Here is a 15,758-nt window from a genome sequence, read left to right as displayed (position 1 = left end):
CAGCATGACCGACCTTTCCCGTCCCGACACGATTCCGCGGACCGCCGCGCTGTCCGAAGCGAAACCGGAAGCCATCGCGCCGCCGCTCTGGCTGCTCGCGGAATTGACGTATCGCTGCCCGCTGCACTGCGTGTTCTGCTACAACCCGACGAACTACACCGACCATTCGCGCGAGCTCTCCACCGCGCAGTGGATCGACGTGCTGCGCGAGGCGCGCGCGCTGGGCGCGGCGCAACTCGGCTTTTCCGGCGGCGAGCCGCTGCTGCGCGACGATCTCGAAGTGCTGGTCGGCGAGGCGCGGCAGCTCGGGTTCTATACGAACCTGATCACGTCGGGCATCGGCCTGACCGATGCGCGCCTCGACGCGCTGAAAGCGGCGGGCCTCGATCATATCCAGCTGTCGTTTCAGGATTCGACGCAGGAGCTCAACGACTTCCTGAGCAGCACGCGCACGTTCGATCTCAAGAAGCGCGTGGCCGCGTCGATCAAGGCACATGATTTTCCGATGGTGCTCAACTGCGTGCTGCATCGCTTCAACCTGCCGCACGTCGACAAGATCATCGACATGGCGCTCGCGATGGGCGCCGAATACCTGGAACTCGCGAACACGCAGTACTACGGCTGGGCGCACACGAATCGCGCGCAGCTGATGCCGACCGCCGAACAGCTGCAGGAAGCGGAAGCCGTCGTCAACCGCTACCGCAAGGAAACCGGCGAGCGCTGCAAGATCTTCTTCGTCGTGCCCGATTACTTCGAAACGCGCCCGAAGCGCTGCATGAACGGCTGGGGCGCGGTGTTCCTCGGCATCGCGCCGGACGGCGCGGCGTTGCCGTGTCACACCGCGCGCTCGCTGCCAGGTCTCATGTTTCCGAACGTCACCGAAACGCCGCTGCGCGAGATCTGGTACGAGAGCGACGCGTTCAACCGCTTCCGCGGTTTCGGCTGGATGAAGGAGCCGTGCCGCAGTTGCGATGAAAAGGAGCGCGACCTGGGCGGCTGCCGGTGCCAGGCGTATCTGTTGACGGGCGACCCGGCGAACGCCGACCCGGTCTGCGACAAGTCGCCGGAACATGAGCGCGTCGTGCAGGTCGTGCGCGCGGCCGCCAACCGCGCGCCGGAGCAGCCGCTCGTGAAAGAGCAACCGGTGCTGTTTCGCAACGACGCCAATTCACGACGGCTCGCTTCGGCACCCGATGGCCACCCACCGGATCACCCGGTCAGTCGAGGAGATCGCACATGACAACCGCCCCCGTCTCCGTCCTGCTGGTGGACGATCACGCGGTGGTCCGCGAGGGCTACCGGCGGCTCCTCGAACTGAGCCCCGACGTGCGGGTCGCGGGCGAAGCGGGCGACGCCGCGCAAGCCTATCAGCGCTTTTGCGCGTTGCAGCCTGACGTCGTCGTGATGGACCTCGCGTTGCCGGGGGCGAGCGGCATCGAGGCGATGCGGCGCATGCTCGCGCGCGAACCCGACGCCCACGTGCTGATCTTCAGCGTGCATGAGGAAACGCTGTTCGTGCGGCGCGCGCTCGATGCCGGCGCGCGCGGCTACGTGACGAAGGCGAGCGCGCCGGATGTGCTCGTGGAAGCGGTGCGCTCGGTCGCCCGGCGCGTGTGCTATCTGAGCGCGGATGTCTCGCAGGCGCTCGCGCTGCGCGCGTCGTTTCAGGAAGGGCCGCCAGGGCGGCAGCTATCGGCGCGTGAATTCGAGGTGCTGCGCCTGCTCGTGCAGGGTTACACGCTGCCGAGCATCGCCGAGCGTCTCGGCCTGAGCCAGAAGACGGTGGCCAATCATCAATCCGTGATCCGGCAGAAGTTCGGCGCGGACAACGGCGTGCAACTCGCGCAGATGGCAAACCGCCTCGGCCTTCATTTTTCGGAATTCGCCGCGGCGCCCGCCGGTTCACCGGCTGCGTTCGGCGCCACCGGGCTTGCCTGAGTTGGCACCGGCACGGGCACGCGCGCGCAAAAGAGAAACCCGCTGCCCGGCTCGCTCGCGACGTGAAACTCGCCGCCGAGCGCCTCGACACGCTCGCGCATGCCGATGAGCCCAAGCCCCTTGCGCGGTATCGACAGATCGACGCCGGGCCCGTCGTCGGCCATCGTGACGACGATCTCGCCGCCCTCGCCCGCCGTGCGCACCAGATAAATCTCCACGCGGGCGTTGCGCGCGAACTTCGATATGTTCGTGAGCCCTTCCTGCACAAGCCGGTAGAGCGTGATGTTCCGCGCGTCGCCAAGCGTGGAGAAATCGCCTTCCACCGTCAGCGTGAAAGAAACGCCCGGCAGCCGCTCGCGCCAGCCGTCGACGCAATGTTCCAGCGCGCCCGGCAGGCCGAATTCGTCGAGCCCGGTCGGGCGCAACCGACGGATCATGCCGCCAATCTCGCGGTACACGTGATGCGCGCTTTGCATCAGCGCGAGGGCAATCCGGTGGATCTCGGGCTCGCGCGGAGCCGCCAGATCGCGGATACGCGCGGCGTCGAGTGAAATCGCGTTCAGATACTGGCCGAGTTCATCGTGCAGTTCACGGGCGAGGTGACGCCGCTCGTTTTCCTGCGCATCGATGCCCTGGCTCGCGAGCCGGCGATTGTCGGCGAGCAGCCGTTCGGCTTCTGCCTCCAGTTCGCGGCGCCGGGTCAGTTCGCGCTGCGCCTCGCGATAGCGGCGCCACGCGAACCACGCAAGGCCGCTGGCCAGCACGAACAGCGTGGGCGGCAATTCGTCGACCTGGAAGCGCTCGGCACCGCGCGTCCAGCGATAGAACCGTTCGCCGAAATCGAGCGTCGCGCACAGCACCGCCGCGATCACGCCGATCGCCGCCACGCACGCCAGGTCGCGCCGCACCGTCGAGTGCGGTGAGGCGCGCTTGCCTGCAGCGGAAGAAGGTGAGGAATCGGGTGGCATCACGAACCTATTCTACGCAGCGAATCCGCTGCAATTGCATGCGCGCGCAACGAAAACGGCCATCAGGAACGCTTCCCCGCACGATCGGGAGAACTTCCCGGGCCATGCGGGACCGCCTTGTGCGACGCTATCTGTAAGGTACCGAACCGGTCCTGCGCGTACGCCTCGACATCCATGCGAACGGCGGCACGCGAAGCATCACTCCGACAACGACAACCAGCGTACCAACAGGGACAACGATGAAGAGCATGCCGCACAACGTGCCCCGAGCGCATCCGTTCAAACCCCGTGCCGCGCTGCGCCTGTGCTTCGGTGGCGCGCTGGCGGGCGTGAGCGTCGTCGCCGCGGCGCAGGACGCCTCGTCCGTGCCGGCCGCGCCCGCGACCGCGATCGCGGCTTCCGCGACGCAGGCCGCCGTGCAGGAGCTGCCGCCGATCATCGTGATCGGCACCACGCCGCTCGTCGGTGTCGGCACGCCGCTCGAACGGGTACCGGCGAACGTGCAGACCATACGTGGACGCGATATCGACAGGCAGCACCCGGTCACGCTCTCCGACTACTTCTCCGCGAACCTGCCCGGCGTCGATATCTCCGACGCGCAGGGCAACCCGTCGCAGGCCGACATCAACTATCGCGGGTTTACCGCGTCGCCGCTACTCGGGACGCCGCAGGGGCTGTCGGTGTTTCTCGACGGCGTGCGCATCAACGAACCGTTCGGCGACGTGGTGAACTGGGACCTGATCCCGCAGGCCGCGATCAGCACGATCCAGCTGATTCCCGGCTCGAACCCGAGCTTCGGGCTGAACACGCTCGGCGGCGCCATCGCCGTCACGACGAAGAACGGCAACACGAACCCTGGCGGCAACGCCGAAGTCAGCTTCGGCTCGTTTGGCCGCAAGATCGCGCAGATCGAACAGGGCGGCGCGATCGGCTCGAACCTCGACTACTACTTCACGGCCAACGTCACGAACGACAACGGCTGGGCCGATCACAATTCGAGCCAGTTGCGCCAGGCGTTCGGCAAGCTGCGTTACCACGATGCCGACAACACGATTTCGCTCTCGATGGGCGGCGCCGACAACACGCTCAACGGCTCGCAGACCATTCCGAAGTCGTTCCTCGACAACCGCAGCCAGGCGTACACGTATCCGGACACCAACGAGAACAGCGTCGGCTACCTGACGCTTTCCGGCGAGCACTATTTCACGCCGAACGTCGAGCTGAGCGGCAACGTCTACTACCGGCACTATCGCAACAGGAACACCAGCAGCAACGTCAACGACGACTTCGGCAGCATCGGGGACGACGGCGACGTCGACACGATCCAGGCGACCAACGACCAGTCGGTGATCGTCACCGACAGCTACGGCGCGAGCCTGCAACTCACGTTGCTGAACCGGCTGGCGGGCATGGACAACCAGCTCGTGCTGGGCGCCGCCGCCGATTTCGCGAACTCGCATTTCACGCAGCAGTCGCAGAACGCGTTTTTCACCGACACGCGCGCGACCATCGGCATCGGCGGTTTCGAGCCGCAGACCGACGCGAAGACGCGCAACCAGACGTTCGGCGTCTACTTCGAGAACACGCTGGCGTTCAACGAGCAGTGGTCGATGACGCTCGCCGGACGCTACAACTGGTCGAAAGCCGTGATCAGCGACGACAGCGGCATCCAGCCGCTGCTCGACGGCAACCATACGTTCTCGCGCTTCAACCCGGCGGTGGGCATCAACTGGAACCCCACGTCGTATTTCACGGCGTACGCAACATATAACGAAGGCATGCGCTCGCCGACCGCGATCGAGCTGGCCTGCGCCGATCCGGCTTCGCCCTGCTCGCTGCCCAACGACTTCATCGCGGACCCGGACCTCAAGCCGGTCGTCTCGAAGACATTCGAGATCGGCGCGCGCGGACGCATCGGCAGCGCGACGTCGTGGAGCGCGGCGATCTACAGCACGACGCTCGACAACGACATCCAGTTCGTCAGCAGCAACGGCGCGGCGAGCTCGCTGGGCTTTTTTCAGAACGTCGGCAAGACGCGCAGGCAGGGGCTCGAACTCGCGGGCCGCACGCAATACGGTCCCGTTGGCTTTAGCGCGAGCTACAGCTACGTCGACGCAACCTATCGCTCGTCGTGGACGGAGAACAGCGCGAGCAACTCCAGCGCGGACGCCGAAGGCAACATCACCGTCAAATCCGGCGACAGGATTCCCGGCATTCCCGCGAACACCGTCAAGCTGCGCGTCGACTATTCGCCGTTTGCGAAGTGGAACATCGGCACGAACCTGTCGTATCGCGGCAGCATCTTCGCGCGCGGCGACGAGGACAACCAGGATGTGAACGGCAAGATCCCCGGCTATTTCCTGATCGACCTCGACACGACGTACAACGTCACGAAGCAACTGCAGATTTTCGGCAGCATCAAGAACCTGCTCAACAAGAAGTATTCGACGTTTGGTATCGTCGGCGAGAATTTCTTCAACGGGCCGAATCACACGTTCGACGGCGCGAACCCGGTCAACGAGCAGTTTCTGGGTCTCGGCGCGCCACGCGGATTCTGGGTCGGCATGCGGTACGCGTGGAATTGACGCGGGCGGTGATGGTGAAGATGGGGGTTTGAGGCACAGTAGAACGGAAAACCGGGTCGAGTATTTCCATGAGTCACTGTCTACCGGATCACGTAAGGGCCGGGGCTCACTCTCGTCAAGGGTCATGGGCGTCGCCGTGAAAAGAATCGGCCCCGCTCGCCTTTCGATCCGGCCTGAACCGGTCGAGGCGAGCAGGACCTGGCCCACTGCAGCCCAGTGACGCTCAGTCGGCGAGCGGCCCGCGCGATGTCTCCCGACTCGCGAGCATGGCTATCAAGGCTACCCCTGCCGCCCCTACCATGTACCACGCCGGGGCCAGCTTGTTGCCGGTCGCATGAATCAACCAGGTCGCAACGAACGGCGCCGTACCGCCGAACAAAGCGTTTGCTGCGTTGAAACAGAAGGCGAAACCGCTGTAGCGCACGCGCGTCGGAAAGATCTCTGACAGAAAGCACGGCAGCGTGCCGTCGTTCATCGTCAGGAGCGCACCGAACGCGATCTGGATCAACACGATCGTCATGAAGCTGGCACCGACGAGCCCCTTGAACAGCGGTACCGTGAGTATGGCAAACAGGATCGAAGCACCGATCAGCATCGTTTTGCGACCGACGCGGTCCGACAGTGCCCCCATGATGAAGATAAAGCCGATATAGGCGGCAAGAGAGATCGTGGCCGCAATAAAGGACTGCGTTTCGCCCATCCCCATCTCGGTCGACAGATAGGTTGGCATATAGCTCAGCACCAGATAGAACGCCACCGCGTTAAGACACGTGACGCCAAACGCGATCAGCATCTTGCCGCGATGGACGCTCAGCAGTTCCCTGACCGGTGCGCGTGCGACATGATGGGACATCTCCAGCGCCTTGAACCTGGGGGTATCTTCGAGGCGAACCCGAATGTAGCGGCCAATCAGCCCGAACGGTGCGGCGAGCAAAAACGGCAGGCGCCAGCCGAAAGACTGGATCTGTTCGGTGCTCAGCACCGCGTGCAGGACCGCGACGAATATCGAACCGAACAGCAGGCCAGCCGCCGTGCTGGCCGGAACGATACTCGTATACACGCCCCGCTTGCCCTCCGGCGCATATTCGGCGAGGAAAGCGGACGCGCCCGCGTACTCACCGGACGCCGAGAATCCTTGAATAAGTCGAACTAGCAGAAGAAGGATCGGTGCCATGACGCCGACCTGCGCATAGGTCGGCAGAAACGCAATCGCGAAGGTCGAAGCCGACATGATCAGGATCGACAGTGAGAGCGCCGTCCTGCGCCCGATCTTGTCGCCGAAGTGCCCCCAGATGATGCCGCCGATCGGGCGGACGATGAACGAGATCGCAAATACGGCGTAGGCGGCGAGGAGTCCCGTCGCAGCGTCGGTCTTCGGGAAAAAGACGACCGCGATGATGGTCGCAAGATAGCCGTACGATGCGTAATCGAACCACTCGACAAAATTGCCGATGAAACTGGCCATCGCAGCGCGCTTGAGCAGGCGCCCGTCTGCCACCGGAGTGGCCTGACCATCGCCCGACGCGAATGGGGATGGTATGCCGGGCCTTGAGATGATGCCGGCTGACGCCGATCGACCTGAAACCGCTTTCCTGTCACTCATTTGTCGTCTCCAGACATGAATCGTGAGATTGCTGTGTTCCGGTGGCGGCTCTTGCGGGCGCCTGTCCGATGCGTCCGTTCCCTGGCGATATGCCGGGCCCGTTTGAGCGAATAGTAGACGCTCGACCAATCGAAAAATTTCCAGCTACGACGGAACACTTTCTCGTTTCGACATCGCGGGTATACACCGGCGAACGAACAACCGGCGCGCGGCGCTAGCGGAAGGTCTTTCGGATATCGGGTGAGGAATCATCGTCGGGTGGTGGGCTCAGAACGCTGCCGAGGGGCGCCATATCCGATGCGTGATCGAGAAGCCCAGGCAGCGCTGCCTGAAGTGCGTTCTGGTATCGCTTGCGGCCTTTGCTGGGCAAGATTTCAGACATCTACCCTGTAGCGTGCCGCGAAGTGCATCGTCGATGTGAAGCCCAGGCGAGAACGGGCGTCATCCAGCAGCTGGGTGGGGCGATGCAGCAGCTGGCGCACACAGGAGGTGACGCGAGCCTGCGGCTACCCGTGTTGCCACGTCCTCACTGCGTTGAAGCAGCCATGGTTGCTTTCGTTCATTCCGATGCCGCAAGGGGCGATCACGCCTGCGCGCGCAATGGCCTCTGAAATGCCGCCAGCAGCGCGCCTGCCCCCAGTAGCATCGCGGAGTAGACCAGACCGCGCGAAAGTCCCGCCCCATCGGATACCCAGCCGATCACGAGCGGCCCGACGATCTGTCCGAACGCGAAGACAATCGTGAATGCGCTAATCCCCCTGGCCCAGTGACTGGCAGGCAGGTTGTGCCGGACAAAGGCCGTGGTCGACGCCACGGCGGACAGGAAGGTGGCGCCGAACAGCACCCCTGAAGCAAACGCAATCAGCGGATGCGTGAGCAACGCGGGCAGCAACGTCGCAAGCCCGAGCAGGCCGTTGAGCACCGCGAGCGCCAGGCCGCCGCGCATGCGGTCGAGCAACCCGGACCAGAGCCGCGCCGACACGACCGTCGCCGCACCGAGCAGGATGTAGAAGGCGGTCACGACGGCTGCGCTCATTCCGGCATTGCGCAGCAGCGCAACGATAAACGTCATGTAGCCGATATAGCCGACGCCAAAAAGTCCGTAGCCGGCCAGCGCCAGACTGAAGCGCGGCCAGTTCGGCGCGTGCCCCTCCGCGACGCGCGAACCCACTGCCGGCGAAGCCACTGCGTGGCCCGCTGCGATCCTGCGTGCCGCGCCGATCGCGATCAGCGAGAACGCCACGCACGCCGCCGCCAGCGCGAACCACGCGAACTGCCAGCCGTGCGGGGATTTGAGAATCGTCAGCGGCACGAGCAGCGCGGAGACCACGATACCCCAGCCCGTGCCGCCGTAGTACAGGCCGAGCACGAGGCCCGCGTCGCGCGGCCGGGTCGACGCGAGATGCGCCGCCAGCACGCCGCCGCTGACGAAAATGAACGCGCTGCTCGCGCCGGTTATGACGCGCTGGGCAAACAGCGTATGCATATCGGACAGCACACCGCTCACCGCCATCAGCAACGCCGTCGCCACACAGCCCGCGACGAACAGCGCACCGGGTGGCCAGCGCCGCGACAGGCGCGGAAAAGCCAGCGCGCCGAGAAGATAACCCAATGCATTGGCCGTGTTCATTGCGCCGGCTTGCGCGAAACTCCAGCCCAGATCGCTCTTCATCGCGGGAAGCAACAACGCATACGAGAATCGCGCGAGCCCCAACGCAATCGCGCTCCCCAGCGAAAGCCCCACCGCCAGCAGCAGCGTGTGCATCCGGTCCGGCGGTTCAGCGTCCGCTGACGGCGACGCCGGTTCACGCTGCGGATCGCACCTGCATCCCTCGACGAAACGACTCAGGTACGCACCCGTCCAGGCGCCCGCACGTCGTGTAAAGCTCGTGCCCATTTCACCCTTTATTGGTTCTCCGTCCGGCAGCGGTCGCAAACCATCGATCAGCAATTGCACCCTGCCACGTTCTGGCCAGCTCGCTGGGATCACGAACATTGCAAGCTCGCGCCCCAGTCGCTTTTCTGTTCGTTGACTGGAAAAACCCGCGCGGGCCATCCTGGTGCCCAGACAGACCGGGCAGATTCTACATGCGCCACATTGCTTCGCGTTTTCAACATCCGCGACATGCCCAGGACACTATGAAGCAGCCCGCCCTACTGAAGCACGACGGTCCGGTTACCGTTGATGAAAATTCGATGCTCGATAAAAAGCTTGACCGCGCGCGCAAGGGCGAGGCACTCAACATCACGTCCGGTCGCGAGCAGCCGGTCGGGGCCGTATGCGTGCGTCACCCGTTCGACGACCTGCTCGATGATCGGTCCTTCGTCGAGATCGTCGGTGACGAAATGCGCGGTTGCGCCGATCAGCTTCACGCCACGGGCATGCGCCTGGTGATACGGTTTCGCGCCCTTGAAGCCAGGCAGGAACGAGTGGTGAATATTGATTGCGCGACCCGCGAGGGATGCACTGAGCCCGGCGGACAGCACTTGCATGTAGCGCGCCAGGACGACCAGTTCGGCTCCGCTTCGCCTGATCAGATCAAGCACCTGCGCTTCCTGCTGGGGCCTGGTGTCGGCAGTCAACGGCAAATGATGGAACGCGATGCCATTCGCGGCACCCAGTGGCGCTAGATCCGGATGATTCGACGCAATCCCGACGATGTCCATCTTCAGTTCGTCCATGCGCCAGCGGAACAGCAGGTCGGCCAGGCAATGATCGAACTTCGACACCATGATCAGTACCCTGGGTTTCACCGACATGTCGTGGATCGACCAGACCATGTCGAAGCGTGTCGCGACGGCCGCGAACTCGTCGCGCAACGACGCAACGTCCAGGTTGTGCGCGGATGCAGCGTGGAAAATGCAGCGCACAAAAAAACGTGTGGTGAATTCGTCGTCGAATACATCGAATTCGTCGATATAGCATCCCCGCTCGTCGAGAAATCGAACCAGCGCTGCCACCTGTCCGGGAGCGCTGGGACAGATGACAGTCAGCGCGAACTGTGGTGCCCGATCCGTGCGCTTCGTAATGGTTTCGGTCATGACGACTCCGTATGTGGGATGTGTCAGGCGTGCCTGGCTTCGGCGACGCGTGCCGCCGCCGTGCCGGCACGCCAGCGCAGATAGTCTTGACGACTCCAGCGCAGGCGCACACCGACCTGCGCCGCCGACCGCACGGCGTGCGGTTTGTAGAGCGTGAGCACAGCGCTTTCGAGTATCGTGAAGCGGTCGAACGCCAACGCCAGCAGATCCGCCGCGAGCCGCTCGACCAGGTCCGTGTGTACCTGTTCGTCGAGGTAAGCGCACAGCATCTGGCAGAACGCGTCGTAGTCGAGGCAATCGTCGATATGCTCCGGCAATGCCTGACTTCGGCAATGCAATACCGCATCGATCACCACCGGCTGTGATGCGCGTTCATGACCATGGATTCCGACTCTCGTCTGCGCCCGCAACTGGTCGATCACGACATCCCATTCGACTGTCGGTCCTGCTTCCGGATGTTTCATCGAATGATCTCCTCTGTATGACGCACAGCAGCCGGCGCGCGTGCTATGCAAGATACGGCTGCGCCGCATCGAGCAACATCAGGCAGAAGTATTCGGCGAAGCTTCGCCGCACGATGACCTGAAACCGGTCGCCACCGTCGCGGCACACCATGACACCGGCCTTGAAGAAGTGCGTCTGCGCACATTGCCCGTCCGCGAACACGCGGGGATGCAGATCGAGCGGGCAGCCGCTCGCCAGCACCTCGCGCACATGTGTGCCGGCAATATCGATCATCGTGTAACCGCTGCTCACGTCGACGACCGCATGGTGCTGACCCGTGAGTGCTTCGCGCAGCGCGCGCTCGAGGTCGACCGCCATATCCTGGGTGGACTGGATCAGCCACTCGTCCGGCCCCATCCACCACACTGCCCGTTCACCCGCGGCCGCGCGACCGCCGGCTTGTTTCGGCAATGCGATGCCCAGCACGCGCTGCACGGCGGCATCAAACGCCGCGCCATTGCCGCGCAACGTGAGGAGCGTCATGAACGGCCGCCCGGTGAACTGAAAGCGCCGCGACACGCCGCCCGATGCAGCGGCAATCCGTGCCTCGATACCGATGAGCGGCGACTCCTGAACCAGATCATTCAACATGCTGACGTACCCCTTCCGGATCATGGAAAACAGGACTGCACACCTCGGCCTCGACACAGCGCGTAGCGGACATCGACACAAAGACCCGCTGACCGATCCTGTCGAGACCACCTTTGACTACCGCGAGTGCGATCGACCGCTTCAGGATCGGACTCATGTAGCTCGACGTCACATGACCGAGCATCGGCGTCAGGTCTTGCGTGACCTGCGTCGCCACGATCTGTGCGCCTTCGTTCAGACTGACGCGCGGATCGACAGTTTTCAGGCCGACAAGCTGCTTGCGCCCTTCACGTTGCGTATCCGAACGCGACAGCGAGCGCTTGCCGAGGAAGTCCTTCTTCGCGACCATCCCGCCCATGCCGAGATCGAACGGCGTGACCGATCCGTCGGTGTCCTGGCCGACGATGATGTAGCCCTTCTCCGCGCGCAGCACGTGCATCGTTTCGGTGCCGTAGGGTGTGATGTCGAACTCACGACCGGCGCTCATCAGTTCCTCCCAGACGCCACGCCCACAGTTCGCCGGCACGTTGACTTCGTACGCCAGTTCACCGGAGAAGCTGATGCGCATGACACGTGATGCCACGCCGGATACCGTCCCGTTGCGATACGTCATGAACGGGAATGCCGCGTTCGCGAAGTCGATGTCCTTACACACCTTCTGCAACACCTTACGACTGTTCGGCCCGACCACCGCGAAAGTCGCCCAGTGATCGGTCACGGATGTCAGATGGACGTTCAGGTCCGGCCATTCCGTCTGCAGCCAGCGCTCCATCCAGTTCAGCACGCGCGCCGCACCGCCCGTCGTCGTGGTCATCATGTAGTGCTGTTCGCCCAGGCGTACCGTCACCCCGTCGTCGAAGATCATGCCGTTTTCGTCCAGCATCAGGCCGTAGCGGCATTTGCCGACTTCCAGCTTGCTCCACGGGTTCGTGTATATCCAGTTCAGCAGCGTCGCAGCGTCCGGCCCCTGAATGTCGATCTTGCCGAGCGTCGATGCGTCCAGGATGCCGACGCTGTTTCGCACCGCGAGGCATTCACGCGCCACGGCCGCGTGCATGTCCTCGCCGCTCTTCGGGTAGAACCATGGACGCTTCCAGTTGCCGACGTCCTCGAATTCCGCGCCGTGCGCCTCGTGCCACGGGTGAATGCAGGTCTTGCGGATCGGATCGAAAAAGTCGCCAAGTTCACGCCCAGCGATCGCACCGAACGTCACCGGCGTGTAGTTCGGCCGGAACGTCGTGGTGCCGGTCTCCGGGATCGTCTTGCCGAGCGCACCGGCGAGAATTGCCATGCCGTTGATGTTGCCGAGCTTGCCCTGATCGGTGCCGAAACCCATCGCCGTATAACGCTTGACGTGCTCGACCGAATGGTAGCCCTCGCGCGCGGCAAGCAGGATGTCGGCCGCCGACACGTCATTCTGGAAGTCGACGAACCGCTTGGGGCCGCGCGACGCTTCATCGAAGTTCGCAACCAGCCACAGCGGCAGCAGCGGTTGCTCATTCGAAACTCCGGCCTTCCACTGCGGTTCAGCAGCACTCTTCAGACCCGCGAACCCGGCAGCGCGTCGGCCAGCGTTGATGCCATCATCGAGCGCCTCCGGCAGTTGAAACGCACCGCGCGCGGCACCGATGCTGCATTCTTCCTGGACACCCGCGCCCGGAATGAAGCACGCCTTGTCGTCGTTCCAGAGTGCCTTGCCGCCCGACTGCGCAAAGAGGTGCAGCACGGGATTCCAGCCGCCCGACATGCCCACCAGGTCACAGCCGAGCGTCGCGACGCGTTGACCCACGCGTCCCTGTGAATAGCGGGCAACGGCGACGTTACGCACGCGCTCCTTGCCGCCTGCGTCGATCACAACGGCGTTGTTGACGATGGCGATCCCGCTGCGCGCTGCCTGTTGCGGCAGCATGCCCGCGCTAGCGTCGCGAGGATCGACAACCGTCACGTCTGCTCCGTGTGTCTTGAGAGCGAGCGCGGCGCGATAGCCTTCGTCGTTGTTGGTGAAAATCACCGCACGCCGTCCCGGCAAGACACCATAGCGATTGATGTACGTCGAGATCGCCGATGCCAGCATGATGCCAGGCAGGTCGTTGTTGCCGAACACGACCGGACGCTCGTGCGCGCCGGTCGCGAGAATCACCTTCTTCGCGCGGATCTTCCACAAGCGTTCGCGCGTGCCGCCGCGGGTCGATACGGGCAGGTGGTCGGTCAGCCGTTGCGTGACCGTGACGAGGTTGTGATCCTGGTAACCGAATGCCGTGCTGCGCGTCAGGACGGTGACCTCCGGCAGGTGCGCAAGCTCGATCTCGATACCGCGCACCCAGTCGGCGGCCGGCTTGCCGTCGATCATTTCCGCGCCCGACAGCAGGCTTCCACCCAGTTCGGGCTGATCGTCAACAAGAATGACCCGTGCGCCACTCGCGCCGGCCGTTCGCGCGGCAGCCAGTCCGGCGGGGCCCGCACCAACGATCAGCACGTCACAATGGGCAAAACGCTTGTCATAGCGGCTCGGATCGTTCACCTCCGGCGACTTGCCCAGACCCGCGGCATGGCGAATGCGTTCCTCGTACTTCGGCCAGAAGCTGCGCGGCCACATGAAGGTCTTGTAATAGAAGCCCGCCGGCATGAACCGGGCGAACTTCTGGTTGATCGCCATGCGATCGTGTTCGAGACTCGGTTCAGCGTTCACGCTGGTTGCGTCGAGCCCCTGATAGAGCTCAACCTCGGTAGCGCGCGCATTCGGAATGGTGTGGGCGCCGCGCTCCAGCTGGACCAGCGCATTGGGTTCCTCGACGCCTGCGGTCACGATGCCGCGCGGCCGGTGATACTTGAAACTGCGCGCGACGAAATGTACGTCGTTGGCCAGCAGCGCGGACGCCAGGGTGTCGCCCTGAAAGCCCTGCCAGGTCCGGCCGTTGAAGGTAAACGTCAGCGGGATCGCGCGATTGATGCGGCCGCCCGAAGGCAAACGGTTCTGCTGGGTCATGCTGCGTCTCCTTCTTTCGGACCGCCGATCTTGCTGACTGATTTGAATGCGTAAGTCACCGTGTCGCGCTCGGCATTGAACCAGCGGCGGCAGCCCTGCGCGTGATTCCATTGTTCACGGTGCAGGCCACGCGTGTTCTTGCGCATGAAGAGATACTCTCCCCATTCCTTGTCGGTGAGTTTTTCGGTGTCGAGCGGCCGCACGATCCCGGCTTCGCCGCCGTACGAAAATTCGGATTCGGCGCGCGGTCCGCACCAGGGGCATTGAATGAGCAGCATGGATATCTCCCTGGTTAGTGCGCGACCGCTGCCGCGCCGTGTTCATCGATCAGATGGCCGGTATAAAAACGATCCAGCGAAAACGGGGCATTCAGCCGATGTGGGGCATCGTTGGCGATCGTGTGTGCAAAAGCCCAGCCCGAACCGGGCGTCGCCTTGAAGCCGCCCGTGCCCCAGCCGCAGTTGAAATACAGGCCCTTCACGTCGGTCTTGCTGACAATCGGGCATGCATCCGGCGACACGTCGACGATGCCACCCCACTGCCGGTTCATCCGCACGCGGCTGAACACCGGGAACATCTCGACGATGGCCTGCAACGTGCCTTCGATGGTATGGAAGCTGCCGCGCTGGCCGTAACCCGTGTATTGATCGACACCCGCGCCGATCACCAGATCGCCCTTGTCGGACTGGCTGATGTAGGCATGCACTGCGTTCGACATGATCACCGTGTTGACGACCGGCTTGATCGGTTCGGACACCAGCGCCTGCAGCGGATGGCTTTCGAGCGGCAGGCGGATACCGGCCATCTCCGCGAGCACACTGCTGTTACCTGCTGCGACCACCGCGACTTTCTTCGCCTTGATGAATCCTTTGACGGTATCGACGCCCACCACTGCGCCATTGGCGCGGCGGATGCCGGTCACGCCACAGTTCTGCAGAATGTCGACACCGTGCTGGTCGGCACCGCGCGCATACCCCCAGGCCACTGCATCGTGCCGGGCAACACCCGCGCGGCGCTGGAACGACGCGCCCAGCACCGGATAACGGCTGTGCAGGTTGATAACCGGCACGATCTCCTTGATCTGCGCGGGCGTCAGGAATTCCGCATCGACACCGTTGAGCCGGTTCGCGTTCACGCGACGTTCGGTGTCGCGCACATCCTGCAGCGTGTGTGCGAGATTCATCACGCCGCGCTGGCTGAACATCACGTTGTAGTTGATGTCCTGCGACAGGCCTTCCCACAGCTTCAGGGCTTTCTCATACAGCGCGGCCGACTCGTCCCACAGATAGTTCGAGCGGACGATGGTGGTATTGCGCGCGGTATTGCCGCCGCCAATCCAGCCTTTTTCCAGCACTGCGATGTTACGCACGCCGAGCTCTTTCGCGAGGTAGTACGCGGTCGCAAGACCATGCCCGCCGCCACCGACGATCACCACGTCGTATTCCTTCTTCGGCTCGGGGCTCTTCCATGCGCGCTCCCAGTTCTCGTGATACGACAACCCGTTGCGCAACAAACTGAATATCGAATACCGGCTCATGGTC

The 15,758-nt window shown here is 63.7% G+C and carries 12 protein-coding genes; 3 read left to right on the top strand and 9 right to left on the bottom strand.

Annotated features, from left to right (window positions below; genetic code table 11):
- Positions 1-4: 4 nt before the first annotated feature.
- A complete protein-coding gene (gene pqqE, locus BLV45_RS05180; protein WP_090529829.1) occupies positions 5-1,240 on the top strand; it encodes a pyrroloquinoline quinone biosynthesis protein PqqE in 1,236 nt (411 codons plus the stop codon).
- Complete coding sequence (locus BLV45_RS05175; RefSeq protein ID WP_090529827.1) at positions 1,237-1,938, top strand: response regulator; 702 nt, start codon at positions 1,237-1,239, stop codon at positions 1,936-1,938. Before pqqE ends, BLV45_RS05175 begins: the two co-directional genes overlap by 4 nt.
- Here BLV45_RS05175 and BLV45_RS05170 read toward each other — a convergent pair.
- Positions 1,869-2,906 carry a histidine kinase gene (locus BLV45_RS05170; protein WP_090529825.1) on the bottom strand — a complete coding sequence of 346 codons (1,038 nt, stop codon included), beginning with the start codon at positions 2,904-2,906 and terminating at the stop codon, positions 1,869-1,871. The genes BLV45_RS05175 and BLV45_RS05170 overlap by 70 nt on opposite strands.
- A 239-nt stretch (positions 2,907-3,145) precedes the next feature.
- Here BLV45_RS05170 and BLV45_RS05165 point away from each other — a divergent pair, with 239 nt between their 5' ends.
- The gene (locus tag BLV45_RS05165) at positions 3,146-5,491 is read left to right on the top strand and encodes a TonB-dependent receptor (protein WP_090529821.1); all 2,346 of its coding nucleotides are present in this window, start codon (positions 3,146-3,148) and stop codon (positions 5,489-5,491) included.
- A gap of 223 nt (positions 5,492-5,714) precedes the next feature.
- Here the strand turns inward: BLV45_RS05165 and BLV45_RS05160 are convergent, their stop codons facing one another.
- The 8 genes from BLV45_RS05160 to BLV45_RS05125 all read right to left on the bottom strand — a co-directional run bounded on the left by BLV45_RS05160 (position 5,715) and on the right by BLV45_RS05125 (position 15,754).
- On the bottom strand, positions 5,715-7,094 hold the full coding sequence (locus BLV45_RS05160) for an MFS transporter (RefSeq protein ID WP_090529818.1): 1,380 nt from the start codon (positions 7,092-7,094) through the stop codon (positions 5,715-5,717).
- Between the two features lie 583 nt (positions 7,095-7,677).
- Positions 7,678-8,859 (bottom strand): YbfB/YjiJ family MFS transporter, encoded by a 1,182-nt coding sequence (locus BLV45_RS05155; protein ID WP_245753116.1) that lies wholly within the window; start codon positions 8,857-8,859, stop codon positions 7,678-7,680.
- A 389-nt stretch (positions 8,860-9,248) separates the two neighbouring features.
- Positions 9,249-10,136: a formyltetrahydrofolate deformylase gene (gene purU, locus BLV45_RS05150; protein WP_090529811.1), complete on the bottom strand. Its 888-nt coding sequence runs from the start codon at positions 10,134-10,136 to the stop codon at positions 9,249-9,251.
- A 23-nt stretch (positions 10,137-10,159) separates the two neighbouring features.
- On the bottom strand, positions 10,160-10,600 hold the full coding sequence (locus BLV45_RS05145) for a dihydroneopterin aldolase (RefSeq protein ID WP_090529808.1): 441 nt from the start codon (positions 10,598-10,600) through the stop codon (positions 10,160-10,162).
- Between the two features lie 43 nt (positions 10,601-10,643).
- Complete coding sequence (locus tag BLV45_RS05140) at positions 10,644-11,231, bottom strand: sarcosine oxidase subunit gamma (RefSeq protein WP_090529805.1); 588 nt, start codon at positions 11,229-11,231, stop codon at positions 10,644-10,646.
- Positions 11,221-14,217 carry a sarcosine oxidase subunit alpha family protein gene (locus BLV45_RS05135; RefSeq protein WP_090529802.1) on the bottom strand — a complete coding sequence of 999 codons (2,997 nt, stop codon included), beginning with the start codon at positions 14,215-14,217 and terminating at the stop codon, positions 11,221-11,223. The genes BLV45_RS05140 and BLV45_RS05135 overlap by 11 nt, the downstream gene beginning before the upstream one ends.
- Complete coding sequence (locus tag BLV45_RS05130) at positions 14,214-14,495, bottom strand: sarcosine oxidase subunit delta (RefSeq protein WP_090529799.1); 282 nt, start codon at positions 14,493-14,495, stop codon at positions 14,214-14,216. The genes BLV45_RS05135 and BLV45_RS05130 overlap by 4 nt, the downstream gene beginning before the upstream one ends.
- A gap of 14 nt (positions 14,496-14,509) precedes the next feature.
- Positions 14,510-15,754 (bottom strand): sarcosine oxidase subunit beta family protein, encoded by a 1,245-nt coding sequence (locus tag BLV45_RS05125; RefSeq protein WP_090529796.1) that lies wholly within the window; start codon positions 15,752-15,754, stop codon positions 14,510-14,512.
- Between the last annotated feature and the right edge of the window lie 4 nt (positions 15,755-15,758).

It is taken from the genome of Paraburkholderia sartisoli (assembly GCF_900107685.1).
Classification (GTDB): Bacteria; Pseudomonadota; Gammaproteobacteria; order Burkholderiales; family Burkholderiaceae; genus Paraburkholderia; species Paraburkholderia sartisoli.
The sequence above is the reverse complement of the archived record's forward strand: the minus strand, read 5'-3'. Positions and strand labels throughout refer to the sequence as shown.